Origin of the sequence: Streptococcus sp. OMI750, assembly GCF_047463895.1 — a bacterium.
Taxonomy (GTDB): domain Bacteria; phylum Bacillota; class Bacilli; order Lactobacillales; family Streptococcaceae; genus Streptococcus.
The window spans coordinates 151101-177310 of record NZ_JASHCZ010000001.1 but is presented as its reverse complement, the minus strand read 5'-3'; the positions used below and the strand labels follow the sequence as shown (position 1 = coordinate 177310).

Genomic DNA, 26210 nt, shown 5'->3' with positions numbered 1-26210 from the left:
GTTAATATGAAGCGTTTTCTTTGCATATTTTATCCTTAATATTATTTTTATGAATATATATTTTTTTGTAAAATTAAAAAAAGATCAACTATTAGTCGATCTCTTCAAAACTCTTTAAAAAGTAGCTGCTGTCTATAAATCTTAATTGCTTTCTCTCATACTGTATCTTTTGAGAATCCATTAATTTCTTTAAAACTTGATTAACCGTTTCTCGTGTTGTTGCGGCCAACTTGGCCATTTCCTTCATGCTGATTGGAAATGGGAGCTGATTCCCAAGGGCTTCATAATCCTTGCAAAGAATCGCTAACGATTGAATGACACGCTCACTGGCACTGGCTGTTACAACATTGCGCAGCCGTAACTCCTGAAATTTTAAAATAGAGGAGAGCTTTCTCGTAATAAAGAGCAACTGCTCCTTGCTCTCTTGGGCATACAATTCATAGAGATTAACAGGGATGACGAAACAACGCAAGTCTGTTACTGCACTGGCTGTATAGTGATAGCGCTCATCCTGGAACATCCCACCATAAGGGAACATGGCCCCCTTCTTTATATAATCCATATAGGAGAATTGATCCGCTGAATCGAATTGCTCAATGCGAGCAAAGCCTTTTTCAAGAAGAAAAATACGATCTCGCTTATCTCCTGCAAAAAATAGAATTTGTCCTTTTGGGATATCCCTGGCATGAATTTCAACAGCTAATTTATCAAATAGCTCCACTGGTATCGCAGAAAAAGCTGGATGCGAGCGAAGCAACTGGTAATCATCTTTTGTAATCATGTCTATACTCCCTCTTATTTCTAATATTAGTATAACATACTTTTTGATAGATAGGTAGAAGAAGCCCACTGTTATCAGAAAACTAGTAAGAAATACCAAGTTAATTTACTCTTTTTTATATAAACTAAAAGAGGCTGGGACAAAAGTCCTAGCATCTCAATTATTTTTGGATTGTCGAGCAAGACGCAGTGGTTGAGTGGGCTCTATTACACTGATTTCATCAGCTTTTACAGCCCTACTCAACTGTGCGGAGGTGGGACGACGAAATCGAATTCTAACGAATTACCGATTTCTGTCCCACTCTCTCTCAATGATTTTATTCATTCATATTGACACGATGCCATTCATTGATGACATAGGCCAATTGACCTAGTTGATAAAGACCGTAACCACTGATCTCAGAACTTTCCGGAGTTGTTCCTCCGAGACCTGCAGTATAGATGGCAATCAAATAAGGAGTCGACTCATGGACAATAGCATCCACATTTAAAGCTTCAGCGACATAACCTGGTTTTTGCTGAATAACCAAATCCGGTAAGAACTTCTTATAGTACTCATCTGGGAAAGACTCCCCAATCAATTCTAGCAAATCTGCATATCTTTCTTGATGGTTCCATAGATATTCCAATACATGAATATAGTAGTCCGTTGTTGTTTTGTTATTTTCACTAAAAGTCTTCACTTCCGGTGAACGGGATTGACCATAGCGACTGAATAACTTACGTACTTGCTCCATACCACCCAAACGATCAGCTAAGGCATAAGCTGGGGTATTTTCTGAATAAACCAATGAATACCGCTGCATATCAGGGATAGACATAGCACCATCAAAGGCGGCTACATAATTGTCATGTTCCCCTACATATTCATAGTAGGTATTGGTGATGTCAAACCGATCCGTTAAATTAAGCTTGCCTTTTGCAACCTCATCTACCACTAGCATATTTAATGGTAACTTATAGGTACTCCCTGCCGTCATCGGTTGGAGATCATTCATGGCAAACTGCTCGCCTGTAATGGCATTGCGATAGGTGAAGGCGATTTGTGACGGGTCAATTCCGCTTTCTGCTAGGAAATCTTGAACAACCTCTACCAAACCTTTATTGGCATAATCATAAACCAGTCCAAATGCAGTCATCGTTTCCATATCTGCATCCACTACCGCTTGCTTAGCTTCTGGAGATTTGACACGCGGTTTCTTGGTCTGAGGAGTTGACTTTTCTATATCTGGTTTTTTTGTTTTCTTTGCTTTTTTTTCAATAGCTGATGCTGTTGGTTGCGTAAGATGCAAGTAGCCTAGTGCACTGGTTCCCCCTATACACAAAAGGATACCGATCGCAATCATGATCGAGCGTAGATTAAAATATTTTTTCATACGAGATTAATTATAAAAGATTCTATTGAAAATAACAAGAATTATCAGAAAGAGAAAACGGTTTCTTTCTAAAAAGTTTTTTTCTTCTGCTAATAGGGGTTATTTCCTTTTAAAGGAGCCCATAATCAGCTTAGCGATCTCACGCGCAATGGTCCGGAATAAAGAACTAAGGAAGGAATCCTTTGCTTTTTCAAGACTCGATTTTCGAGGACGACCTGGGCTACCTTTTTGAGCTGCCTTCTCCGCCGCAGCCTGTTCTTTTGCGGCTTCTTTTCTTTCTTCTTCTTGGGCTTCCTTGTTTGCTTTCTCTGCTAATTTTTCATAAGCGGATTCTCGATCAATCGGCGTTGCATATTTCTGATGGAAAGGCGACGTTGTAATCAAGGCCAACTGCTCACTTTCATTTAAGAGATCAAAACTCGATTGAGGAGAAAGAATATAGGAACGTTCCACAACACTCGGTTGCCCCTTTTCATTTAAGAAAGAGACTAAAGCTTCCCCTGTCCCTAATTCTGTAATCACCGTTTCCGTATCAAAGTTTGGATTGGGACGAAAACTTTGGGCAGCTACCTTAATGGCCTTCATTTCTTTCGGAGTATAGGCCCGAAGAGCATGCTGAACCCGATTCCCAAGTTGTGCCAAAACAGACTCTGGCAGGTCTTGAGGATTTTGAGTAATAAAGTAAATCCCTACCCCCTTAGAACGAATCAAACGCACGACTTGCTCGACCTTCTCAAGAAAAAGCTTGCTAGCATCCTTAAAGAGGAGATGCGCCTCGTCAAAGAAGAAAACCAATTTTGGTTTTTCTGGATCACCGACCTCAGGAAGGGTTTCAAAGAGGCGTGATAACATCCAAATTAAAAAGGTCGAGTACAATTTTGGTGAATGAAAGAGCTTGGTAGCTGAAAGAATATTGATATAGCCACGACCAGAAGTATCTAGTTGCATGAAGTCACTTAAATCTAGAGCCGGCTCACCGAAAAACTGATCTGCTCCTTCTTCTTCCAGTACCAACAAACTTCTTTGAATGGCTCCAACAGACTGTTTGGTAATATTGCCGTACTGGGCAGAGTATTCCGAGCTGTGTTCATAGACTTCCTTTAACAGGCTCTGTAGATCTTTCAAATCAATCAAGGGCCAATTTTTCTCTTGAGCCAATTTAAAGACAATGGCTAGAATTCCTGTCTGGGTTTCATTCAAATCAAGTAGGCGAGAAAGCAACAAGGAACCCATCCCCTCAACTGTCGCACGAACTGGGTGACCTGCTTGACCAAAGACATCCCACAATCGAACAGGGAAAGCTTGTGGCTCAAAAGGATCTGTAATTCCTAAAAGTTTGTAGCGTTCTTCCAGCTTGGGAGTCCATTGACCTGCTTTTGCTAAGCCAGATAAATCTCCCTTGATATCTGCAAGAAAGACCGGAATGCCTTCCTTGCTTAATTTTTCCGTTAAGACTTTAAGGGTAACTGTTTTTCCTGTCCCTGTCGCTCCTGCAATCAAACCATGGCGATTCAACATCCGTAAATAGATGGGGGTATCAACTGCTCCTTTGGTAATGGTGATACTAGTCATTTCACTTCTCCCTGAACTTTCAATTTCTTATTCCTTTTGTTTGCCTTGTCTCACCTATTTCTAACAAGCCTCAGACAAGCAAAACACACTCCCTCTAGTGTATCATTTTCCTGTTCAAACGCAAGAAATTATACTTCAATTTTCGGATGAGATCACAAAAAAATCTATAAGAGCCATTGCGCGCTCTTATAGATTCCATCGTTCTATTATTTTGCTGCTGCAAACAATTCATCTACCTTGTTCCAGTTGATGACTGAGAAGAAAGCTTTGATGTAGTCAGGACGTACGTTACGGTATTTTACATAATATGCATGTTCCCAAACGTCCAAGCCCAAGATTGGTTTTTTGCCTTCTGAAATTGGGTTATCTTGGTTTGCAGTTGAAGTCACTTCAAGTTTCCCTTCTTTGTTGACAACCAACCATGCCCAGCCTGAACCAAAGCGTGTCGTTGCAGCTGCAGTGAAAGCTGATTTAAAGTCATCGAATGAACCAAAGGCTGCATCAATCGCTGCAGCAAGTTCTGCTGAAGGAGCTGTTTGTTCTGGAGTCATCAATTCCCAGAATAGAGCGTGGTTCAAGTGACCACCACCATTGTTGATCACCGCTTGACGGATATCAGCTGGGATGGATTCAACATTTGTCAACAAAGCTTCCAAATCTTCTCCAATTTCAGGGTGTTTTTCAAGAGCCGCATTGACGTTGTTCACATATGTTTGATGGTGTTTATCATGGTGCAAATGCATGGTTTCTTCATCGATATATGGTTCCAATGCATCGTAAGCATATGGTAATTCTGGTAAAATGATTGCCATTTTATGGTCCTCTTTTCTTTATTACTGACTTGATAATAACGCAAACAGCTAAATTATTCAACTAATCTGCTTACTCTATTATACGTTTTTAGACAGCATTGGCTACTTTCAAAAGTGCCAAATCGAATAAGTAGTCCTTATCATAAGACCCATTTTTAATAGCATAATCAGTCTCAATGAGGATCATCATAGCTTGCTTCAGGAAGGCCAGGGAAATCCTACGGCTATCCCGCAAGGCAAACTTCACCTGGTAAGGATTGATCTTGCGCCCTGACAACTCTGATAAGCTCGTCACAATTTGGCTTTCGGATTGGCCTTCTTCTGAAAAAATTTTTACCTGGCTAAACATCCGGAATTGGCTCAATAGAATAGCGATCAATTTTATTTCATCTTCTCCTTGCAAGCGGAGGTCTTTGACGAGGGTCTGCGCTTGATCAATACGACGCTGAAGAATCATTTGGGTCAGATCAAAAATATTATCTTGCAGGGTCTTGGGGACAGCCTCCTCAATATCTTCCAGACGAATCTGCCCATCCTCTTTATAGGCCTTTAAAAAGGCGAGATTCTTCTGTAATTCCCCAAAGTCATAGCCTGATTTTAAGAGTAATTGATCGAGTGCATCGCCGACAAACTGCAAGCTCATTTCTTGGGCCTGACTTGAAAAATAGCGCTTTAAGTCTTGTTCCTTAGGAGTTGCTGCCTCAATGATTTGAGCATCCCGTTTTAGGAGTTTAACTAGTCGTCGCTTACTATCTAACTTTCCTTCCGCAAAAATCACCAATCGGGTCGACTCAGAAGGCCTTTCCAGATAACTTTCAAATTGCTTTAGTTCTTCATCGGTTAAATAGCGTTTTTTAGCAGTCGTCAGATCCAACAAGTGATCCAAGATCACGATTTTTTCATCCGCAAAAAAAGGGAGACTAACCAAATCCAGCTCTACATCAACGTAGGAGGCTTCCTTCATGTCAAAATAAGAATAATTCAAGTCTGAGGTATCATAGCCTATATTTTTTGAAATTTCTTTTTTTAGCCATTCAAATTGACCAACATCCTCACCTGTTAAGACAAGAATAGGAGGTAGAGATTGAACCGTCAGATTTTTGATATCGGTAATTGCTTGCATGAAACTCTCTTCTCTTTATCAGCTTAGCGCACTTGGTGTTCAGTAGCCATTTTTTGTTCCAATGGAGGTTTATTATCAGACAAGTCTGGGGCTGCTACAAAACTAGGAATTCTCTCAAATGGGTCAGCAACGAAGCTATCCACTGCCTCTGTTACAGTTGGACTGGCAGTTCCTTCCATTGAATTTCCTTCTGATTGCAGGGAAGTCGATTTCCCTGGAAGCATCATGAGAATCAATAGGGAAACAACTGCAATCAGCCAGACAAATAGAAAAATATCCAATCCCGTCAATAAATAGAGCAGGACGGGCCCAAGGTTTAAAAAGATCCAAGCCCAATGGATTCCTGCATCTCGCAAACGACGCACACAGATGGCTTGACTGGGTACTAAAATGAGAAAATAAAAGAAGGCTAACAAAGTAATCGCCCATAAAACTGGTACAGAATGAAGATCTGAAAAATTGAGTGGTTCCTTAGGATTTTGTTGGTTTAAGGAGATAACGATGTAAAAGACCCAGAGGGGCAAAGAAAGGAGAAAATTCCAGAAAAAAGCTAGCCAAAAATGGGCCCGACTGGTCTTACTTGAAAAATCTGCATAGTGTGTCCAAAATTGCTTAAATGCGTTCATACGATTCTACCTTTAAATTGATTTCAACTTCTATCATAGCAATTTTCAGCATAGAAAGCAAACCTCTCCTCGTCTCTAGCGGACCGTTTCCACCCTCCAATAGTCCCATCCGATCAAGCGAATCGCTCCCCTTTCATCGGTACGAAGGTAAGCAATGGACCGTTTTTCTAAACGATCGAGCAATTCTTTATGAGGATGGCGGTAGCGATTATTTTTTCCAACGGAGATCAAGGCCAATTGAGGATGTACCTGATCTAAAAATAGGTCACTAGAGGAACCTTTAGATCCATGGTGACCTACTTTTAAGACATCCACTTGCAGTTGCGGATAGTGGCTTAAGAGTTTTTTCTCCCCAGCTTCTTCTAGATCACCTGTAAACAAAAACCGTTTCTGATAGAACTGCCCATAAAGAACAATCGAGTCATCATTTTTACCATCTCCAATACCATCAGGGGCCAAGACCTCTAGGTTGCTGTCAAAAATGGGAAGCCGTTCCCCTCTCTTGACTACTTGAATCGGACAATGAAGCTGTTTCAACTGTTCCCGAAATTTAGCTTGGGTGAGACTTCCTGAGCTAACATAGACTCTTTTAGCAGGAATCTGTCGAGTGACCTCTACCATATCTCCCATATGATCCTGATCGGTATGGGTCAGAACCAAAGCATCCAGTTTTCCAACACCTCGACTCTTGAGATAGGGAATCAGAGTTTTTTCTGCATTAACAGACGAACTTCGCTCCTGCCACTTGTCCCCATTTTTAAAGTCAACGCGTCCTCCGACATCAATCAAAATGGTCCTTCCCCTCCAATCACGTAAAAAGATGCTGTCCCCTTGGCCGATGTCCACCACGGTGATTTCATTTTCTAAAGGGTGTTTGGTCCAACAAAAGAGGAACAGAATCAAACCGCACAACAAAATACGAAGGCCTTTTTGTTTCCGAGTATCGTAGAAGATTCCCAAAAGAAGCAAGAGGACAACTAAAGCTAGTCCTGACGGCTGACCAAATACCAAAGGTAAAGATGTAATCTTTGCAATCCAGCGAATACACTCTTCAATGAGAAGAAAGAAATTGTTAAAGATCGTTAAAGGCTTCAGGATGGACAAAAGAAACAGGAGCGTTAATCCAGGAAGCAAGACAAGGTCAAAAAGGAAAGAGAAAAGGAAGGTTAAAAGGATTGACCAAGGTTGGAAAACACTAAAATAATAGGTTAAAAGTGGTAAAATCCCTAAACTAATCCAGAAACTTTCTACCAACACCTTTTTGATCCCTGAAGAGGAACTGGAATCTACCAAAGTTAAAATAAAGGCGTATGCGCAACTTAAAACGCCGCCAGCTGTCAGAAGAAACTTGGGCATGAAAATCATTAAGAGGATCAGGGTCACAGCCAGATTGTCCATTCCTCGGATGCTCTTTTGAGAAAGTAACTTTTGCACGAGACTACGAACAACTGAAATAGAAAAACCTGTTAAGCCGGCATACACCAAGGAAATCGGAAGCATCAGGAAATCGACGGTCTCTTGCAAGATTCCTAGACGTAAGAGCATTTTTCGAATGCCATTGATAAAAAAGCCAACCTGCATTCCTGATAGGGCAAACAAATGGATAATCCCTAAACTCGAGTAAAGCTGATCCATCTCTTCAAAATCCGTATCCAAATAACCGAAAAGAAGGCCAGTCATATACTGATTCATCGGAAGAGGAAAATGCTCTTTGCTCCAAACAATAGCTTGTCGCCTCCACTGGGATAACCAATCAAAAAGATTCCAAGTCTTGACTGGGATGGCAGATTGAATTGCCTCCATCTTCATTTGGTAATAAATCCCCTGTGTTTTCAAATAAGCCTGATAGTCAAATCCTCTAAAATTCCGCTGTCCTTCTGGCTCTTCTATGCCCCCCTTATAAGTCAGCTCTATCACCTGAGTTTGTCCTTGCCATTGCTTCTTTTCTTTTTCTGATTTCAAGGTGTAAAAGACTTGGTAGGTCTTTCCCTGATTTTTAGCGCGAAAAGATAGGGCATCCCCATTGATCTTGATAGTATCTGGGATCAGACGTAAGTGGGCTGGGGCTTGCCTTTCCACTTGTATTGAACGATCCTGTACTCTCTGAAAGACAAAGAAGGCAAAAAAACAAAGGGTTGCTAAACCAAGACCTAGCAAACTTGAGCGATCCTCTTTATAGTGATGAAGAACTAAAACTACCACCACCACTAGACCACCGATAGAAAGCCAAGATGGTTGATACACACTAAAATACAACCAAAGAAGTAAAAAAGCGAGGTGGGCAAGTGAAAAAGGAGGGTCTTTAATCCACCGTAAAAGCATCTTTAAGTTTCTCCAGTGTTTTTTCACCAATCCCTGAAACATTTTTGAGATCCTCTACCGATCGGAAAGGGCCATTTGCTTCCCGATAGGCAATAATGTCCTGGGCACGTTTTTGTCCAATTCCAGAGACCGTCTGGAGCTCTGCTTCGGTCGCTCGATTTAAATGGACCTTGCCCGTTTTTTCTGCTGGCGCTGACGAAGTTGCAGGACTTTCTGAACTCCCAAGTGCTGGAACATCCTCTCCTTCTTTAGCAACATAGATCACGGCTTCATCGGAGAGTTTTTGCGCCAAGTTGACCGATTGGCTATTGGCATCTGCTGTCATCCCGCCCGCCTTATGAATGGCATCGTGGACTCTGCTATTGGAACGCAACTCATAGACACCTGGTTGTTTGACGGCTCCTTTGACATCGACCGTAATGATCTCGGGTGTATCAGACACAGAAGGAGCCGGCTTTTCTTCTTTTGAACTAGAAGCTGGCACTTTTTCCGAACTCGCAGTTGAAGTGGAAGCCGGGTAAAGATCCGGTACGGTCGATGCACTTAAGTTGGGACGATGAAAAAGAAAATACCCTCCCAGTAAGAGTCCAATCGCTGCAATCGCAAAAAATAGCTTATATTCTTTGATTTTTTCAATCATATCTTCCATAAGAAGCCTCCTCTCACTTTTAATATTCGTAAAAATAAAAAAAAACTGAGAAATTTCTCAGTTTTTTATTTATTTTTCCGATGTTTGTCCGGATCCCATACAAAGCTTGCTAGGTAACTAAAGAACAAGGTCAAGATGCCAACGACTAAAACGGCAGGAAGCAAAAGGATTTTTAACAAACGAATCAAGATAAACGGTTTCGTTGGGGTATTGATCGCTTGTGCTTCCGCATCCAAGCGATCAAACTCCTCTTGGATCCGGTGAGCAACTTCTGCCACGCCTTCGTCATTCATCTTTTTGATATCCGAAATATCAATCGGGTGTCCAAAGTTCATATCAATTCGCTCACCTGTTGCCAACCCTTTCAAGTCTCTTGGCCCAGTATACGTCACAGGCATGATACGGACCTTGGCCATTTTGGCAATAATGGCAACACCGCCCTTGACATCTTGCGAATGCCGGCTTCCACTTGGAAACATAATCAAGGATCGGTTGCTCTTCTTCAACATATTGATGGGATACTTAATGGCTTCGGCTCCCGGATTTTCACGGTCGATCGGAAATGCCCCACACATACGAATCCACCAGCCAAAAATACGATTGGTGAAGAGTTCTTTTTTTGCCATAAAGATAAATTGCTTTGGCTTGGTCGCAAAGGCCATATAGACTGGGTCCCACCATGTCCTATGTGGGGACACCAAGATGTAATTTTCTTCTTGATCTGGAATATTGTCCGTATGATGGTAATGGGCATTGCCATTTAAAACCCAAAGAATAAAGGCAACAAGGCCCCGTAAGTAGGTGTAAAACATAGTTGTTCCTCAAATCCATTTCATAAGTCTCTCAACATGATAGCAAATCATATTGAACCTTCTTTTTCATTATACCGTAACCTTTTTTTGACCGCAAACTTTTTCTGTATAAAAAATGTCTCAGCGGGCCGATTCTATATAGTCTTTTTCTCAAAAAAATGATATCATATTGTCTATGGAAACGAATGAATTAAAGGGGTTATCCCTCAGTGAAGTCCGCAAGAAAATGGATCGTGGACAAACCAATGATTTTACAACGAATACTAGTACCAGTACCTGGCAAATTATCAAGCGCAACGTCTTCACCTTGTTTAATACCTTAAACTTTGTGATTGCGGTAGCCTTGGCTGCTGTACAGGCCTGGAGCAATATGATCTTTTTCGCGGTCATTTGCTTCAATGCCATTACAGGTATTATGACTGAAATGCGCGCCAAGCGGATGATTGATAAGCTCAATCTCATGAGTCGTGAGCTAGTGACTGTTATTCGAGACGGGGAAAAAGATGCGATTCCACCAGAAAAACTTGTTCTGGGTGATCTAATGCTCCTGTCTTCGGGTGAGCAGATTCCAAGTGATGCAGAAGTCATGTCTGGAATTGCTGAAGCCAATGAAGCCATGCTAACAGGTGAGAGTGATCTTGTCTTAAAAGAAGTCGGAGATGAGCTCCTGTCTGGAAGTTATATCGCCAGTGGTCAGGTGTATGCGCGGATTAAGCGCGTTGGAGCAAACAACTATGCCAACAAGCTAATGATGGAAGCTAAAACCTTGAAGCCCATCAATTCACGCATTCTCTATAACTTAGCGAAAATTTCTAGCTTCACTGGGAAAATTATCATCCCATTTGGTCTTGCCCTTTTCTTTGAAGCACTGTTGATCAAGATGCTACCGATCAAGGATTCTGTCGTGAATTCTTCCACAGCTCTCTTGGGAATGTTGCCAAAAGGAATTGCCCTACTGACGGTTACGTCTCTTTTGACGGCGGTTATTAAGCTCGGCATGCGCAAGGTACTTGTTCAAGAAATGTATTCCGTGGAAACTCTCGCACGTGTGGATACTTTGTGTCTAGATAAGACAGGTACCATCACTCAAGGGAAGATGACAGTTGAAGCTCTCCATAGCTTATCCGATCATTTTTCTGAGGAAACGATCAAGGTCATCCTTTCTGCCTATATGCAATATAGTGAGGATACCAATCCTACTGCTCAAGCCATTCGTAAGGCTTATGGGGAGTTGGAGCATGCTTATACTGCAGAAAACATCATACCTTTCTCAAGCGATCGGAAATGGGGAGCCATGTACCTCTCCAACCTTGGCACCGTCTTTCTCGGTGCTCCTGAAATGCTCCTTCAAGAAAATCCAGCAGCTGTCCTTGAAGCACAAGGCCGTGGATCGCGCGTTCTCGTCTTAGCCCACAGTTCAGAACGGATCAGCATGCAGGAATTGAAACTACCTGAAAATCTTGAAGGGATTGCCGTTATTGAGATTACGGACCCCATTCGTGAAGGGGCTTCTGATACTCTTGAGTATTTGCGCTCTGAAGGCGTGGATCTTAAGATCATCTCTGGTGACAACCCTGTAACAGTCTCTTATATTGCTCAACAAGCGGGCTTCAAAAACTACGAAAACTACATCGATTGTTCTACTATCTCGGATGATCGATTAGTCGATCAAGCAGAGGAAACCGCTATCTTTGGACGCGTATCCCCTCACCAAAAGAAACTGCTCATTCAAACCTTGAAAGCGGCTGGTCGGACGACAGCTATGACTGGAGACGGGGTCAATGATATCCTCGCTCTTCGTGAAGCTGACTGCTCCATCGTAATGGCTGAAGGAGATCCTGCAACCCGTCAAATTGCAAATATTGTTCTTTTGAACTCTGACTTTAATGATGTTCCAGAAATTCTATTCGAAGGTCGTCGTGTGGTCAATAACATTGGACGAATCGCTCCGATTTTCTTCATCAAAACGATCTATTCCTTCCTCTTGGCTATTATCTGTATCGCTAGTGCCCTTTTCTTCAACGTCAATTATTTGCTGATTTTTCCATTCATCCCTATTCAAATCACCTTGATTGACCAATTCGTCGAAGGATTTCCACCATTTGTGTTGACTTTTGAACGCAATATCAAACCGGTCGAAAAACACTTCTTAAGACGTTCTCTTCTGTTAGCCTTACCAAGCGCCTTGATGGTCGTCTTTAGCGTCTTGTTCATTCGCCTTTGGGGAGCAAGCCATGGTTGGTCTGCAGCCGATATGTCTACTGTATCCTATTACTTACTTGGATCCATCGGTTTCCTATCCGTTATCCGGGCCTGCCTACCACTAAATATCTGGCGCGCCCTTCTCATTCTCTTTTCTGTTGTAGGATTTTATGCATCTGCGGTCGTATTGAAAAACTTGATCGAGATTTCACTCCTTACAGCCACTACTTTCCCAGTATATCTGGCCTTGATGGCTGTCTTTACAGGAGTCTTTATCCTCAGCACGATTCTACAAAAATATGAATTTGACTAAAAAAGAGGCTGGGACAAAAGTCCTAGCCTCTCAATTGTCTTTGGATTGTCGAGCAAGACACAGTGGTTGAGTGGGCTCTACTACGCTGATTTCATCAGCTTTTACAGCCCTACTCAACTGTGCGGAGGTGGGACGACGAAATCGAATTCTAACGAATTAACGATTTCTGTCCCACTCTCTTTTTCTGTTCTGCCCACCTTTTCCCAAGACTCTTTTCATGCTATAATAGAGCCATGACAGATATCGAATTAAAAGACGGCGAGCGCGTCAATCAACTTTTTTCAAGTGATGTGAAAATCATACAAAATCGAGAAGTTTTTAGTTACTCCGTGGATAGCGTCCTGCTCTCGAGCTTTCCAAAATTACCTAAGCGAGGTTTGATTGTTGATCTCTGCGCTGGAAATGGAGCTGTGGGACTATTTGCAAGTACCCGAACAGAGGCTCAGATCATTGGTGTCGAAATTCAGGAACGTTTAGCAGATATGGCTACCCGTTCAATTACACTCAATGGCTTGGACCAGCAAATGTCCATGATCACTGATGACCTCAAGCATCTCCCCCAACATATCAAGGGGAGTAAGGTGGATATTATCCTTTGCAATCCCCCTTATTTCAAGGTTGATGAGCATTCCAATCTCAATGAGAGTGAACACTACCTCTTAGCCCGGCATGAAATTACCACCAATTTAGATGAGATTTGCCATGTGGCCCAGCGGGTTATCAAATCAAATGGTCGCTTAGCGATGGTCCATCGTCCAGATCGCTTTTTAGATATCATCGAAACCATGAAGCGTTACAATCTTGCACCTAAGCGGATCCAGTTTGTCTATCCAAAAGTGACCAAAGAGGCGAATATGGTATTGATTGAGGCGATCAAGGATGGCTCACTGGACGGTTTAAAAATTCTGCCTCCCCTCTTTATTCACAATGAAGACGGCAGCTATACAGACGAGATTCATGAGATCTACTATGGAAACTAAGGCCTACATGTATGTTCTAGAGTGTGCAGATGGCTCCCTCTACACTGGCTATACCACGGATATCGAAAAACGCCTGAAGACCCACAATGCTGGAAAAGGCGCCAAATACACACGGGCTCGTCTCCCCGTTACACTTCTTTACCAAGAATCCTATCCAGATAAGCCTTCTGCTATGTCTGCCGAGGCTCTCTTTAAGAAGAAATCTCGCCAAGCAAAGCTCAACTATATCAAAAAGAACCGTCGGACTCCATAGTCCAACGGTTTTTCATTTACAAAATGGTGATACGGTATTGGTGACTCCGTGTCTCTTGAGGGGCCAACTGGATCACACCTTTTTTATCTTCAAAAAAGTCGCCCTCTTCTGCAGATGTGGAAATACCTGTCCAAGGCTCTAAGGCAATGAAGGGGCCCTTGTTATTAGTAGACCAAAGGACCAGATTTTCAAAATCTGCAAAGTCAAATTTCAAACCATTACCTGATTTTGTCGAGATCAGCTTCACAGATTTAGAGGCTAACTGATCTAAAATAATGGCGTCTTTCTCGAAAAGATCGTGTTTCAACTGTAAGCTAGATATATGATCTAAAAATGGCGTCCGCTGCAGGCGATCGACCAAACCGGTTTCTGTAAACAAGAGAGGGACGCTACAAGTTTCTTCTTTTTCAAAAATCAACTCGTAGTCTTCATAGACTTCATCTGCTAAAAGGGGGCAATGAAAGGCTGGATGCCCTCCAATGAAATAAGGCATGACTTGATCTAACTCTAGATTTTGCACGCGATAGGTGATGGTGATCTCTTTCCCTTTCAATTCATAAGCGATTTCCACTCGAAAATGGTAGGGGTAATTTTGCAAGCTCTCGTCATTTGAGGTGATTTCAAAGACAAGACGATTATCTGTTTGTGCTTTGAGTTCAAACTCTCTCTTGCGAATGAGACCGTGTCTTGGAAGCTGACCTATCTTCACTCCATCTTTTAGATGATACTGTACTTGGCCATTACGGACACTTCCACAAATCGGAAACAGAACGGGTGCTTGTCCTGACCAATACTCTGGATCCCCTTGCCAGAGATATTCAATACCTTCCTTGCTTCGGATAGAACTCAATTCTCCTCCAAAGGTCTTAAAGTGCACTTCTAGATCATTATTTTTTAATGCAATCACCATGGATGACACCTCTTTATAGTTGTTATAGTAATTATATTCATTATAACCTTTTAGCAAAGATTGTCAATTTTTATCTTTTTAGTTAAAAATTTTTAAAAAAATAAGAAAAAAACCTTGACAAAGCACAGAAATAATTGTAGACTTAATATGTTAACAGAAACATTCCGTTTTAGGAATCCGTTCTTTCTGTTTTCTGACTTTTTTAGGATGCTCCTTATCATGATACATTTTTTCTAAAAGAGTCAGTTATCATTTAGGTCTCCTTATAAATATACAAGGGTTAACAGCTAGTTAACCCTTGTATTTTTGGTTTTCAATAAAAAGACGGCCTATTGCTAGACCGTCTTTAGAATTTATTTATCCCCTTTATTGCGGATGACAAAGCCATTTTTCTTTTCATTGGAAGTGCGATGAGGACGTTTATTACCTTTGCCCTCAAAGTCCCGGCTGTTTTTATTGGACTTGCGTTTGAAATCACGGCGTCCACCTTCACGGTCATCTCTGCGATTTCGATCACGGCGTTGGTCTCCACGACGGCCATTTCCACGGCCGCCTTTGCCTTTCCCACCAAAGCCACCACCGGATGGTTTAAATGGCAATGGTTTTTCACGCGCAATCTCAACTTCTGGAAGACTATCTGGATCTTGAACGGTCAAGCTCAAGATATACATAGCCAATTCTTCAGGAGTGAATTCTGCAGCCAATTTGCGAGCATCTTTACCAAACTTCTCAAAGTTAGTCCGGATGGTTTCATCCTCAAAGTCTCGCTCAATTTTCTTCAGCGCTACTTGTTTTTTCGCTTGGAAGGCTTCTGCTGCTGTTGCAGGTTTCATTCCCTTCATCCGCTTTTTGGTCAAGTTCTCAATGATTTGCAAATAGCCCATTTCATTTGGCGAAACAAAGGTAATGGATTGCCCTGTTTTCCCAGCACGACCTGTCCGTCCGATCCGGTGAACATAGCTTTCTGGATCTTGTGGAATATCGTAGTTGTAGACATGGGTCACACCTGAAATGTCCAACCCACGTGCCGCAACGTCCGTTGCCACCAAGACGTCCAAGTTCCCATTTTTAAAGTCACGAAGGACACGGAGACGTTTGTTTTGATCCAAATCTCCGTGAATCCCTTCTGCTCGGAAACCACGGATCTTCAAGCCACGCGTCAATTCATCGACCCGACGTTTAGTCCGACCAAAGACAATGGCAAGCTCCGGTTGCTCGACATCCATCAAGCGGGTCATGGTATCAAACTTTTCGCCCTCTTTGACACGGATATAGTATTGATCGACCAAGTCGGTGGTCAATTCTTTGGCTGCGATCTTAACGTGTTCGGATTCTTTCATAAACTGAACACCAATGCGTTTGATGGCTTCTGGCATCGTTGCTGAAAAGAGCAAGGTTTGACGTGTTTCTGGAACACGGCTAATGATAGCTTCGATATCTTCCAAAAAGCCCATGTTGAGCATTTCATCTGCTTCATCCAAGATCAAGGTTTCAATATGATCGAGTTTCAAGGCCTTGCGCTTGATCAAATCTAGCAAACGGCCAGGTGTTCCCACAACGATATGAGCGCCTGACTTCAAGGCTTTGATTTGCTTTTCAATGCTTGATCCACCATAGACAGAGCGGACTTTGACACCCTTGCTGCGTCCAAAGCGGAAGAGTTCTTCCTGACTTTGAACCGCCAACTCACGCGTCGGAGCAATAACAAGGGCTTGGATTACTGTGTTATCGACATCGATCTTCTCCAAAGTTGGAAGACCGAAAGCGGCTGTTTTACCAGTCCCTGTTTGCGCTTGACCGATGACATCTTTTCCTTCAAGAGCCAACGGAATGGTTTGTTCCTGGATCGGGCTCGCTTCTACAAAGCCAGCTTTTTCAATTTCTGCTAATAATTCAGCAGATAAGTTAAATTCATTGAATTTCAATTCTTTCTTCTTTCTAAAAAGTGGTGCGAAGCCACTTTATCACACTTCTTTTCAATGCGAAAACGCACTGATTGCATAGGAAGTCTCCTTCCCGGTTACCTGTCGCAAGACTCATCTAAAGGAAAACCCAATCGTTTTTTATGGAATTCCCTTCGGCGAAAAATGTTTTCGCACTAGCGGATTTGGTTGATTAAAGTCGTTTTCCAAACGAAAAGACACCAAGATCCTCCTTGTGGTAGATTGACCAACATTCCTTTTCTAATTGTTCCATCTCACCAGCATTTCTCTCATACAAGTTTGCAACTTATCTAGTATAACACAATGGACGACCAAATGATAGTCAAAGGAGAATAATTTTATTTTTTAGGAAAAATTTTTAAAAACTTGAAAATAATCAAGAGGGCAGTTTCCCCTAGATTTAGCTGACTTTCTTCTGACATCGTTCAAGAATCCCTTTAAATAGGAGTATAAAAACTTCGGAAAAACTTTTTTTGGTAGTTCTTGCGTTTTTACAAATAAATATGTATAATACAGTTAGTATCTAAAATATTTCTGTATAAAGAAATAGGATCATTTTATCTGATTCAACGATTTATTCTAAGTTCTGATTTATTTAGAACCACTCAGTACTATTAAATCTACTCCTACTATTTCCAAGAAGATTTTGTACAGTCGATGAACTATTCACACTGCCCCTTCTTTGGAGAGGAGGGCAGGTGTCTAGATGGTTCCTATTTCTCAGATTATTCTAGATACGAAGAGGCTCGGATTTCTCCAAGCCTCTTTTTTTATCTTTTTTTCACAATCCACCGCATGACCTTTGCCAAAAGGAGCCATAATATAAAGCTACATACCGATACATAAATCCAAGCATTGGGATCCTCTGTCATAGGAAGAGGGATATTCATTCCAAAGAAACCGGTGATCACAGCTAAAACAGCCAACAAGGCTTCAAAGATGGTTAGGGTAGTCAAGTTGTCATTCAGGTTATTGTTTAGGATATTATTGTATGATCCAGACAACTGCTGCAAGACATTGGAAATCAACTCGGTCATTGAAACCAACTGACGCGCTTCAATCATAGCATCATCAAACTGTTCTTTTTCAACATCATTCATCCTGCGATAAATGGCATGCGCTTTAATATGTTCCAGCAACATCCGATTTTGCTTGGCAGCAGCAACTAGATAGACCATACCGGTCTCTAGGTCAGAGAGGGCATAGAGATTCTTGGTCGTCGTTGTCTTTCGAAGCAAGCGATTGAGTTCATCCTTGTGCTTATCCAGGCGATCAATAATCGGATAATAAGCATTACTGATCATTTCAAGACCTGCAAAAAGCAACTTATAGATCGACAGCTCCTCATGGCTTTCCAAATAGCGAACCATTTGTTCAATGATATAGGCATTGACCTGGTTACTGATGGTCACGAGTCGCGTATCTTGAACGATAAAGGTCATAGGAATGGTTTCGTAGTATTCCTTGTCCTTTTCTAAATCCAATACATTGTAGATAAAGGTGATCGTACCGTTTTCTCGATTGTAATCCATATGGGCACGTTCGTTCTTATCCATCGCGTACTCAATGGTTTCTTTGTCAATCTCGTATTTTTTATAAAGATATGAGTTTTCAGCAATCATATCCGAGTCGATATTGATCCATTTCCGATCTTGACCCAATTGTTTATCGATAAACATTCCGTCTCCTTTCTCAACTGTTCTCTATCAAATTGATTTTTTTATTTAAAGACCGCACTGGCTAATGCTTGCTGAATTTCAATAACACTGTTGTCACTCTTAAATTGTAAAACTTCTGAAGGTTCCACTGCTGAAGATACCCAGATTTTTAATTCGGCATCCAAATCAAAATGACCGGAAGTTTCAACTGAAAATCGAGAGATAGAGCGATAAGGAAGGGATTTGTAGGATGTTTTCTTACCTGTTACTCCTTGCTTATCTACCAAGATCAAACGAAACTCAGTAAAGACGATTAAATCACGAATCAAGCTAAAAGCAAGCGTCACTTGCTCTCCCGGCACCAAGATATCTTCCAGATCTCTTTCTACCTTATCGACATTTTTTTGAGAGGCATTGCCCATCAAACCACTTAATAATCCCATAGTTTCTCCTTTATAAGCGAAAACGGATAGGTTTCCATTTTCGTCTTTCTATTTTCTAAGATAGATTTAGAATTGTTTCTTAACCCATTTTTTCTTCCAGCTCAACCTCTGGATACTTATCTGCAAACCAACGGAGGGCAAAGTCGTTTTCAAAGAGGAAAACAGGCTGGTCAAAGCGATCTTTGGCCAGGATGTTTCGGCTTGAAGACATACGCTCATCCAGATCTTCAGGTTTGATCCAGCGAACCGTCTTTTTGCCCATTGGGCTCATCACCACTTCGGCATTGTACTCATTTTCCATCCGGTGCTTAAAGACTTCAAACTGCAATTGACCAACGGCACCCAACATGTATTCACCTGTTTGGTAGTTGGTATAGAGCTGGATGGCCCCTTCTTGCACCAATTGCTCGATTCCCTTATGGAAGGACTTTTGCTTCATGACATTCTTGGCAGATACCTTCATGAAGATTTCAGGTGTAAAGGTTGGCAGTGGTTCAAATTCAAACTTGTTTTTGCCCACTGTCAAAGTATCTCCAACCTGATAAGTTCCGGTATCGTAAACCCCGATGATGTCTCCTGCTACAGCATTGCTAACATTCTCACGGCTCTCCGCCATAAACTGGGTGACATTAGATAACTTAGCCCCCTTACCGGTACGAGGCAGATTGACACTCATCCCACGTTCAAATTCACCAGATACGATCCGCACAAAGGCAATCCTGTCACGATGACGAGGATCCATGTTGGCCTGAATCTTAAAGACAAATCCTGAGAAATCCTTGTCATAAGGATCGACCAGTTCTCCATCTGTCTTCTTGTGACCATGTGGCTCCGGAGCAAACTTGAGGAAGGTTTCCAAGAAAGTCTGCACCCCAAAGTTCGTCAAAGCTGATCCGAAGAAGACTGGTGTTAATTCACCCGCAAGGATAGCTTCTTCTGAGAATTCATTTCCTGCTTCTTGCAAGAGTTCGATGTCATCCTTGACTTGATCGTAGAATGGATTGTTGGCAAAGAGCTTGTCTCCATCTTCTAGACTAGCAAAACGCTCATCTCCTTTATAGAGTTCCAAGCGTTGGTTATAGAGGTCATAAAGTCCTTCAAAGGCCTTCCCCATCCCAATCGGCCAGTTCATTGGGTAACTGGCGATACCCAAGACCTCTTCCAATTCTTGCAAGAGATCCAGTGGCTCACGTCCATCACGGTCCAGCTTGTTCATAAAGGTAAAGACTGGAATCCCACGGTGTTTGACAACCTCAAACAATTTTTTAGTTTGAGCCTCAATCCCCTTGGCAGAGTCCACCACCATGACCGCAGCATCCACCGCCATCAAAGTCCGATAAGTATCTTCAGAGAAGTCCTCGTGCCCTGGGGTATCTAGGATATTGACCCGTTTTCCATCGTAGTCAAACTGCATGACAGATGAGGTTACCGAAATCCCACGTTGTTTTTCGATATCCATCCAGTCAGACTTGGCAAAGTTTCCTGTTTTCTTTCCTTTTACCGTACCGGCTTCCCGAATCTCTCCCCCAAAGTAGAGCAACTGCTCAGTAATCGTCGTTTTACCAGCATCCGGGTGGGAGATGATGGCAAAGGTACGGCGTTTTTTAATTTCTTCTTGTACGTTCATGTTCCTATTTCTTTCTCTTCTTATTTTCTGACAAATTTACAAATTCATCTCTACATCGGATCTCTCCTCAATTTCTCTATCTGTCCTATTATAGCGAAAATAGGCACTTTTTTCAACGATGATTCTTCTTTGAGAGCAAAAAGAAAGACTAAAATCCCTAGATTCTAGTCCTCTTATCATGACTATTAGAAGGCTCCAAATCCTCCGCCACCGCCACCATCCGAGAATCCACCGCCGTCAAAGCCACCACTGCCATCTGAGGAGTTAATAGAGAAGTTTGAAACACTGTAGGAATCAGCTGCATAACTCATCAAGGTAGAGCCGTCTAGGAAGGAATTTGAAGAGGTCGTTAGCCAAACAACAGTGTCCCAGTTTTCGTATGGCAAGGAAATCTGATGATTTTTGAGTACCTGACTCACTTTTTTAGCTTGACCATACATAGTTGCATAGACTAGGATACGATTCCATAGAACGACACTCTCCAGTTCCGCTTGGTTGAAATTTGGAATACTTTCGATCATATTTCGAAAGGCCATCCATTGGAATTGTGCATCCAAGTTCTCTAAGGATTGGAGATGATCTTCGCGAATTTTCACAACAATATAAAATGGAATCAATAACAAAACCAAAAATAAAATGATCCAAAAATAGAAGGAAGATAGGTGTGAACCAAATCCAAAAGATAAGAAACACATGCTCACAAATAAGATCAGTAAGAGCCAAAAATGTAGGGCACAGCCTGTTTTTGAAAAAGCTTCTTCTTTCTCAGATAAGTCTCTAAAATAAGAAGGTAATCCTAATTTTGCAATTTCTTTTTCTACACCTTTTGACAATTGCTGGGCATCCTTTTTTAAAAGCGATTGAACGTCACTTCCAACCTTTCGAATATGGTCTCTTTGTGTGTCTGATGTTGCAGCTTGAAAATCTTTTTTTAGGGCTACTTTGTCAATTTTATACTTTGAGAATACCTCACTGATATTGATTTCAGATTCTTGATCAAAAATCATATCAATAAATTGTAATTCAAAATCAGCCAAGCCTTCATAATGGAGACAAGTCAAGGTTTCCCCATTTTCATCTCTAGTCAAACGAAGATTTCCTCGATCAATGAGATCCAATATAGTTGCTTGGATGAGATGATTGAATTTTAATGATCCTTTCTCTCTAGATATCACCATCTGTTCAAAATCAAGTTGATACAGTGCCTCGGCTAGAACAAAAGGTGGTAAATTCTGTGGTGGTTCGTATAATCGTACTCCTTTTGCAATCCGACGAGTTCTGGTACTGATAAAATATCGAATCCATGGAATGAAAGCGAGGAAAAATAAAAGAAACGATACAATTGGAATGACTCTGAGAAATAGTGTCTTGTAGATAACTGTTTTTTGTTGAATGGATTTTTCTTTTTTTAGAAATGTATCTTTTCCCTTTTCCTTTTTAATCTCATTAGATTGGCCTCGACGCAGAGCTTCTGTCATGGGCCAATAGGCGTGGAGTTCCAATTTTCCATTCTTTGGGAAGTTTCTTAACTGAATGTGATAGCCAGTCGCAGTCCGTTCGACTTGGGCTGGTGGATTAAGGTAACCAGTATGGGCATACAGTTTTCCCTGCTTGGCATCCAAGCCATCCACATAAAAATCTAATTTCTCAACCTGCTCATCTCCATCTGAAATAGGAAACCAATTCAGTTCTGCAATATCGTTATAGAAAGTCAAGAGATGATCAATCTTCCATTTCACTTTGATCTTGACCGTTCCACCGACGATACGTGCATTGTATATTTTTAATTGACGGCCGTCTTCCAGGTCTGTTTCTTCTACACGAATCTCTCGTTTTTCACCATCTACATAGGCTTCAACTTGAGGATTTTCATGGATTTTGAATCCTTTGGGAAGGGGATCTACACTCCCTAAAGTTACATACTGCCCATTGTAGCCTGTCTGAAACTGATAGGTAATTTCTTGTGTAAATGTTGCTTGACTATCTTCCTGCAAGTGGAGGTGACCCACATAGGATTCAATCCTGTAGCGAACTTCATCATCTGCATGTACCATCGTTATGGTACAAAACATACTCCAAACAAGGGTCATCAGTAGCAAGAATCGCTTCATACATTTCTCCTTTTAAAAAAAGGATTGAGACAGTAATGTCCCAACCCTTACACTTGTTATTTTCTCACTGTCACCCGCTCACTTCTGCGATTGAAGATCTGATTAAAGAGTAACAAGGCAAGGGCTAAAATGCTGGATACAACTAGATAGTTGAGCCAGATCTTATCCCCTCTCATAATCGGAGGTCGGGCCATGAGTCCATAATTCCCTCCAGTGATTTGGTTGATACCGACTAGAAATAAATCTAGGACAAAGGTATAGAGAACAATCTCTCGATTTTTTAAGAGGCTCGAATCATAGCATCTCAAGAGATAGATCAAGGAATTAATCAAGAGACAATAATGCCCGAGGAGGAAGGAAAAGCTCGTAATATGAGGGAAGTTATATGGGTCAAAGACCGGATATCCCAAGGCAAAGATCGCTCCACTCACTCCCATCAAGGCAAAGAACTGCTTACTCTTCCATCGGTCTGGCAAGAACAAGACCGCAAACATAGCCAAGCGACAGTGATAAAAAGGCAGGCTATTGGACCAAGGAATGTGATAGGTAAAATACCAAAGATACAAGCAAATTAGCTGGAAGCCCTGTAAGTATTGAAACCATTTCCGAAATTGCTCATTCTGATAATAGCGAAGTGACACCATAATCGCTGTCACAATTAACAAGACCATCACACTATACCAAAGTGCTGAAATAGCTGGTGGTGCTGTAGATTCTGTAGTGAAAAAATGATGCATAAAATCTCCTTATTTAAACAGATTTAGGTATTCTTCTTTTCTTACTGTACTGAACGATCGTATTGATGAAAATCAGTGTCCCCGTCATGAGAACTGTCACGATCAAATAGTTGAGCACAAGGCCGTGGTCACCTATCACAGGAGGGCGACGCATAAAGCCGTAGTTTCCACCCGTTGCGAGATTCGCCAGCTGAATAATGGCATTGACCCCAAACGTCATCTGACAGATTTTCCAAACAGCCCCTTCTTCCACCTGGTAGGATTGAACCAGATAGATCAAACAGTTGGCCAGGAGAGCCCAGTGACCAAAGACATTGTTGATCGAAGATACGTGAGGAAAAGGATAGGGATAAAAAACAGGATGAATCAAGGCCATAATGGAGCCAAAGACTCCCACGAGGGCAAAATATTGTTTGAAGCTCCCCTTGGGAGCCAAAAGAATAATCCACATGGCCATGCGGCTATGATAGAAGGGAAGACTCTCTGAAAGAGGCAAGTGAGCAGCTAGATACCAAGAGTTGATGATGAGCAACTGAATCAATTGCCCCCAATACCAAAAGTTTTGATAACCTTTGGAAGAAGCAAATCGAATAGACAGATAGCCTACCACCATCAATGAAGCCGGCAACAAAAAATACCAAGCCCCCAATTGAGGAGGGGCCGTTGGTTGACTGGTGAAAAATAAATCCCAAAGTGGCATGATTTCCTACCCTCAGTTAATCAATTTTCTATTCTGAACGTGAAACGACAGTCTCTTCAACTATCTTGTATTTGTACTTATACCGTTGGTTGACCAAGCAAATTCCAGCTACCATCACAAAGCTAACCAAAAGGTAGTTCAAGAGTGCACCGTGGTCCCCAATAATTGGTGGACGCCGTAAGAAGCCGTAATCCCCTTTCGTCAAAAGGTTGACCAAGAAAATCAAGGCATTCATGCCAAAGGTGATCTTGAAAATTCTCAAGCCGTCTTGTTTTTCAGATTGATAATGATCCTGTAGGTAAATCAAACTATTGGCAAGCAAGGCCCAGTGGCTAAAAATTAGATTTAGAACTGTGATATGAGGGAAAGGGAAGGGATCAAAGGCTGGGTAAACCAAGGCCGCAATCGATCCTAGAACTCCCAAGAGAGCAAAATATTGCTTGATATAGGTCCCTCTAGGTGCAAAAAGAATCACCAGCATGGCCAAGCGACAATGATAAAAAGGTAAATTATCCGTCAAAGGCATGTGGGCGAGAATATACCAAGCATTGATGGTCAAAACTTGAATCAATTGTGCCCAATACCAAAAGCGTTGGTAGCTTTTGGACTGTGCATATCTAATGGAAAAGTAGCCAACCACCAACAATGAAGCTGGCAGAATGAAATACCATAGCCCAAACTCAGGCGGGGCTGATTTTTGGTTCGTAAACAATAAATCCCAAAGTGTCATTTTCATATTCCTTTAGTTTATAGTAGCCTATCCTTGGAGAGATGAATCCTCTCTTTTCACTAGGCTTTCTCCAACTCCTCTACCAATTTGGCTAAATTCATGGAATTGCTTCCCTTGATAAGGATTTGGTCCTGCTCTTTTAAGCTTTCCTTGACTTGTTTGACCATGTCCTCAAACTGGTCTTCTTCAGCGGTCTTTTTGAAATAGTAGACATGTCCGAGTGGAAACATCTGACTCGCTAACTGAGCCAAGCCCGCAATGTCCTGGCCATAGAAAATCACCGTATCCAAGACATCCGGCGAGAGACTGAGAATCATTTGGTTGTGCAGATCAATGGATTGCTCCCCTAGTTCTTTCATATCTGCAAGAACTGCCAACTTCCGGCCATTTGGATTGGCAGGAATGGTTGAGAAGGTTTCTAAAATCAGGCGCATGGCAGTTGGGTTGGCATTGTAGACATCGGATAAGATATCTGCTCCGTTACTGGCCTTTTTCCATTCCGTGCGGTTGCGCGTCAATTGCAAGGTAGCAAAACTATCACGAATCGCCGCTTCGCTCACTTCTTCTTGCAGGGCAACATAAGCTGCAATCATGGCATTAGTCGCATTGTATTTGCCTGTTACAGGCAGGTCAATAGCATCTGATAAGAAGTTCGCTTCAAAAGTCAGGCTATCCTTGCGTTCCTCCAACTTGGTAATGCTGATGTCAGCTCCTTCACCAAAGCGCACAAGCTCTTGTTGGTTGGGTAAAAAATCCTCTACAATCGGATCGGCCGGTACTAGAAGCAAGCCACCAGTTGGCATGCCATCCGCAATTTGCAATTTCCCTTTAGCGATTTCTTTGCGATCTTTGAAAAACTCCAGGTGAGCTTCCCCAATGAGGGTCACGATTGCTGCCTTTGGATGGGCAATTTCTGAGAGGAGATGAATATCTCCCAGATGGTCCTGTCCCATTTCAAGGACAAGCTTCTCTGTTCCTTCTGGCATATGGAGAACCGTGTAAGGAAGGCCAATCTCGTTATTGTAGTTCCCTTGTGTTTTATAGGTTTTATAAGTAGTAGATAATAACTGAGCTAACATATCTTTGGTCGTTGTCTTACCGTTTGAACCGGTGACCGCCAAGACATCTACTTGACTCTTCTCCAAAACATATTGGGCTAATTTTTGAAAGGCCCCTAGAACATCATCTACCAACAAATACGGGTGGCCTTCTACTTCTTTTTCAGACAAGGTCGCTACAGCGCCATTTTCAAAAGCAGTCTCAATAAAATCGTGCCCATCACGCGCTCCCTTTAAGGGAACAAAAAGGTCTCCAGGCCCAATCAAACGGCTGTCAAATTCAGGTTTGACGAGGGCCACATCTTCAAATTGGCTGATATCATTTTTTGCATGTACTAGATGAGCAACTTCATGTAATGTGAGATTCATATCCGACTCCTCAGTTCTCCGTAGCGTCTTCCCCAAAGGTCTAAACGCTCGTTTCAAATTCTTCTCATTATACCATATTCTAGATCACAAAAAAAGCCACCAAG

At 41.9% G+C, this 26210-nt stretch carries 22 protein-coding genes; 3 read left to right on the top strand and 19 right to left on the bottom strand.

Features of this window, described 5'->3' with window-relative positions; genetic code table 11:
- Positions 1–91: 91 nt before the first annotated feature.
- The 9 genes from QM830_RS01000 to QM830_RS00960 all read right to left on the bottom strand — a co-directional run bounded on the left by QM830_RS01000 (position 92) and on the right by QM830_RS00960 (position 10072).
- A complete protein-coding gene (locus QM830_RS01000) occupies positions 92–781 on the bottom strand; it encodes a Crp/Fnr family transcriptional regulator (protein ID WP_009732526.1) in 690 nt (229 codons plus the stop codon).
- 316 nt (positions 782–1097) lie between these two features.
- A complete protein-coding gene (locus QM830_RS00995; RefSeq protein WP_414325191.1) occupies positions 1098–2156 on the bottom strand; it encodes a serine hydrolase in 1059 nt (352 codons plus the stop codon).
- A 99-nt stretch (positions 2157–2255) separates the two neighbouring features.
- Positions 2256–3728 carry a helicase HerA-like domain-containing protein gene (locus QM830_RS00990; protein WP_414325190.1) on the bottom strand — a complete coding sequence of 491 codons (1473 nt, stop codon included), beginning with the start codon at positions 3726–3728 and terminating at the stop codon, positions 2256–2258.
- Between the two features lie 206 nt (positions 3729–3934).
- The gene (gene sodA, locus QM830_RS00985; RefSeq protein WP_009732523.1) at positions 3935–4540 is read right to left on the bottom strand and encodes a superoxide dismutase SodA; all 606 of its coding nucleotides are present in this window, start codon (positions 4538–4540) and stop codon (positions 3935–3937) included.
- A gap of 88 nt (positions 4541–4628) precedes the next feature.
- On the bottom strand, positions 4629–5663 hold the full coding sequence (gene holA / locus QM830_RS00980) for a DNA polymerase III subunit delta (RefSeq protein WP_414325188.1): 1035 nt from the start codon (positions 5661–5663) through the stop codon (positions 4629–4631).
- Between the two features lie 23 nt (positions 5664–5686).
- A complete protein-coding gene (locus tag QM830_RS00975; RefSeq protein WP_414325187.1) occupies positions 5687–6289 on the bottom strand; it encodes a DUF805 domain-containing protein in 603 nt (200 codons plus the stop codon).
- Positions 6290–6364: 75 nt separating this feature from the next.
- Entirely contained in the window at positions 6365–8611 is a 2247-nt protein-coding gene (locus QM830_RS00970; RefSeq protein ID WP_414325186.1) for a DNA internalization-related competence protein ComEC/Rec2, read from the bottom strand.
- Positions 8592–9260 carry a helix-hairpin-helix domain-containing protein gene (locus tag QM830_RS00965; RefSeq protein ID WP_414325185.1) on the bottom strand — a complete coding sequence of 223 codons (669 nt, stop codon included), beginning with the start codon at positions 9258–9260 and terminating at the stop codon, positions 8592–8594. The genes QM830_RS00970 and QM830_RS00965 overlap by 20 nt, the downstream gene beginning before the upstream one ends.
- A gap of 65 nt (positions 9261–9325) precedes the next feature.
- On the bottom strand, positions 9326–10072 hold the full coding sequence (locus tag QM830_RS00960) for a lysophospholipid acyltransferase family protein (protein ID WP_009732518.1): 747 nt from the start codon (positions 10070–10072) through the stop codon (positions 9326–9328).
- Between the two features lie 175 nt (positions 10073–10247).
- On the opposite strand from QM830_RS00960, the gene QM830_RS00955 reads away from it, so the two are divergent.
- The 3 genes from QM830_RS00955 to QM830_RS00945 all read left to right on the top strand — a co-directional run bounded on the left by QM830_RS00955 (position 10248) and on the right by QM830_RS00945 (position 13820).
- Positions 10248–12587 carry a cation-translocating P-type ATPase gene (locus QM830_RS00955; RefSeq protein ID WP_414325184.1) on the top strand — a complete coding sequence of 780 codons (2340 nt, stop codon included), beginning with the start codon at positions 10248–10250 and terminating at the stop codon, positions 12585–12587.
- 233 nt (positions 12588–12820) lie between these two features.
- Entirely contained in the window at positions 12821–13567 is a 747-nt protein-coding gene (locus QM830_RS00950; protein ID WP_414325182.1) for a tRNA1(Val) (adenine(37)-N6)-methyltransferase, read from the top strand.
- The gene (locus QM830_RS00945) at positions 13557–13820 is read left to right on the top strand and encodes a GIY-YIG nuclease family protein (protein WP_009732515.1); all 264 of its coding nucleotides are present in this window, start codon (positions 13557–13559) and stop codon (positions 13818–13820) included. Before QM830_RS00950 ends, QM830_RS00945 begins: the two co-directional genes overlap by 11 nt.
- Positions 13821–13836: 16 nt before the next feature.
- On the opposite strand, the gene QM830_RS00940 is transcribed toward QM830_RS00945, so the two are convergent.
- The 10 genes from QM830_RS00940 to QM830_RS00895 form a co-directional block, all read right to left on the bottom strand.
- Positions 13837–14730, bottom strand: coding sequence for an aldose 1-epimerase family protein (locus QM830_RS00940; protein WP_414325180.1), 894 nt, complete (start codon positions 14728–14730; stop codon positions 13837–13839).
- A gap of 353 nt (positions 14731–15083) precedes the next feature.
- Entirely contained in the window at positions 15084–16655 is a 1572-nt protein-coding gene (locus tag QM830_RS00935) for a DEAD/DEAH box helicase (protein WP_414325178.1), read from the bottom strand.
- A 788-nt stretch (positions 16656–17443) separates the two neighbouring features.
- Positions 17444–18352 (bottom strand): magnesium transporter CorA family protein, encoded by a 909-nt coding sequence (locus tag QM830_RS00930; RefSeq protein WP_009732512.1) that lies wholly within the window; start codon positions 18350–18352, stop codon positions 17444–17446.
- Positions 18353–18393: 41 nt separating this feature from the next.
- Positions 18394–18774 carry a PH domain-containing protein gene (locus QM830_RS00925; protein WP_003015210.1) on the bottom strand — a complete coding sequence of 127 codons (381 nt, stop codon included), beginning with the start codon at positions 18772–18774 and terminating at the stop codon, positions 18394–18396.
- A gap of 79 nt (positions 18775–18853) precedes the next feature.
- Positions 18854–20401 carry a peptide chain release factor 3 gene (locus QM830_RS00920; RefSeq protein WP_414325177.1) on the bottom strand — a complete coding sequence of 516 codons (1548 nt, stop codon included), beginning with the start codon at positions 20399–20401 and terminating at the stop codon, positions 18854–18856.
- Between the two features lie 185 nt (positions 20402–20586).
- Positions 20587–22512 carry a DUF2207 family protein gene (locus QM830_RS00915; protein ID WP_414325175.1) on the bottom strand — a complete coding sequence of 642 codons (1926 nt, stop codon included), beginning with the start codon at positions 22510–22512 and terminating at the stop codon, positions 20587–20589.
- Positions 22513–22568: 56 nt separating this feature from the next.
- The gene (locus QM830_RS00910) at positions 22569–23249 is read right to left on the bottom strand and encodes a TIGR02206 family membrane protein (RefSeq protein WP_414325173.1); all 681 of its coding nucleotides are present in this window, start codon (positions 23247–23249) and stop codon (positions 22569–22571) included.
- A gap of 13 nt (positions 23250–23262) precedes the next feature.
- Positions 23263–23949, bottom strand: a complete 687-nt coding sequence (locus QM830_RS00905) for a TIGR02206 family membrane protein (protein ID WP_414325171.1) — start codon at positions 23947–23949, stop codon at positions 23263–23265.
- A gap of 28 nt (positions 23950–23977) precedes the next feature.
- On the bottom strand, positions 23978–24679 hold the full coding sequence (locus QM830_RS00900; protein WP_414325169.1) for a YwaF family protein: 702 nt from the start codon (positions 24677–24679) through the stop codon (positions 23978–23980).
- A gap of 59 nt (positions 24680–24738) precedes the next feature.
- Entirely contained in the window at positions 24739–26106 is a 1368-nt protein-coding gene (locus tag QM830_RS00895; RefSeq protein ID WP_414325168.1) for a UDP-N-acetylmuramoyl-tripeptide--D-alanyl-D-alanine ligase, read from the bottom strand.
- Between the last annotated feature and the right edge of the window lie 104 nt (positions 26107–26210).

Bases quoted from the DNA above. Each gene is read 5' to 3' on its own strand.
- QM830_RS01000 (WP_009732526.1), bottom strand. From the start codon at position 781: ATGATTACAAAAGATGATTACCAGTTGCTTCGCTCGCATCCAGCTTTT.
- QM830_RS00995 (WP_414325191.1), bottom strand. From the start codon at position 2,156: ATGAAAAAATATTTTAATCTACGCTCGATCATGATTGCGATCGGTATC.
- QM830_RS00990 (WP_414325190.1), bottom strand. From the start codon at position 3,728: ATGACTAGTATCACCATTACCAAAGGAGCAGTTGATACCCCCATCTAT.
- sodA (WP_009732523.1), bottom strand. From the start codon at position 4,540: ATGGCAATCATTTTACCAGAATTACCATATGCTTACGATGCATTGGAA.
- holA (WP_414325188.1), bottom strand. From the start codon at position 5,663: ATGCAAGCAATTACCGATATCAAAAATCTGACGGTTCAATCTCTACCT.
- QM830_RS00975 (WP_414325187.1), bottom strand. From the start codon at position 6,289: ATGAACGCATTTAAGCAATTTTGGACACACTATGCAGATTTTTCAAGT.
- QM830_RS00970 (WP_414325186.1), bottom strand. From the start codon at position 8,611: ATGCTTTTACGGTGGATTAAAGACCCTCCTTTTTCACTTGCCCACCTC.
- QM830_RS00965 (WP_414325185.1), bottom strand. From the start codon at position 9,260: ATGGAAGATATGATTGAAAAAATCAAAGAATATAAGCTATTTTTTGCG.
- QM830_RS00960 (WP_009732518.1), bottom strand. From the start codon at position 10,072: ATGTTTTACACCTACTTACGGGGCCTTGTTGCCTTTATTCTTTGGGTT.
- QM830_RS00955 (WP_414325184.1), top strand. From the start codon at position 10,248: ATGGAAACGAATGAATTAAAGGGGTTATCCCTCAGTGAAGTCCGCAAG.
- QM830_RS00950 (WP_414325182.1), top strand. From the start codon at position 12,821: ATGACAGATATCGAATTAAAAGACGGCGAGCGCGTCAATCAACTTTTT.
- QM830_RS00945 (WP_009732515.1), top strand. From the start codon at position 13,557: ATGGAAACTAAGGCCTACATGTATGTTCTAGAGTGTGCAGATGGCTCC.
- QM830_RS00940 (WP_414325180.1), bottom strand. From the start codon at position 14,730: ATGGTGATTGCATTAAAAAATAATGATCTAGAAGTGCACTTTAAGACC.
- QM830_RS00930 (WP_009732512.1), bottom strand. From the start codon at position 18,352: ATGTTTATCGATAAACAATTGGGTCAAGATCGGAAATGGATCAATATC.
- QM830_RS00925 (WP_003015210.1), bottom strand. From the start codon at position 18,774: ATGGGATTATTAAGTGGTTTGATGGGCAATGCCTCTCAAAAAAATGTC.
- QM830_RS00920 (WP_414325177.1), bottom strand. From the start codon at position 20,401: ATGAACGTACAAGAAGAAATTAAAAAACGCCGTACCTTTGCCATCATC.
- QM830_RS00915 (WP_414325175.1), bottom strand. From the start codon at position 22,512: ATGAAGCGATTCTTGCTACTGATGACCCTTGTTTGGAGTATGTTTTGT.
- QM830_RS00910 (WP_414325173.1), bottom strand. From the start codon at position 23,249: ATGCATCATTTTTTCACTACAGAATCTACAGCACCACCAGCTATTTCA.
- QM830_RS00905 (WP_414325171.1), bottom strand. From the start codon at position 23,949: ATGCCACTTTGGGATTTATTTTTCACCAGTCAACCAACGGCCCCTCCT.
- QM830_RS00900 (WP_414325169.1), bottom strand. From the start codon at position 24,679: ATGACACTTTGGGATTTATTGTTTACGAACCAAAAATCAGCCCCGCCT.
- QM830_RS00895 (WP_414325168.1), bottom strand. From the start codon at position 26,106: ATGAATCTCACATTACATGAAGTTGCTCATCTAGTACATGCAAAAAAT.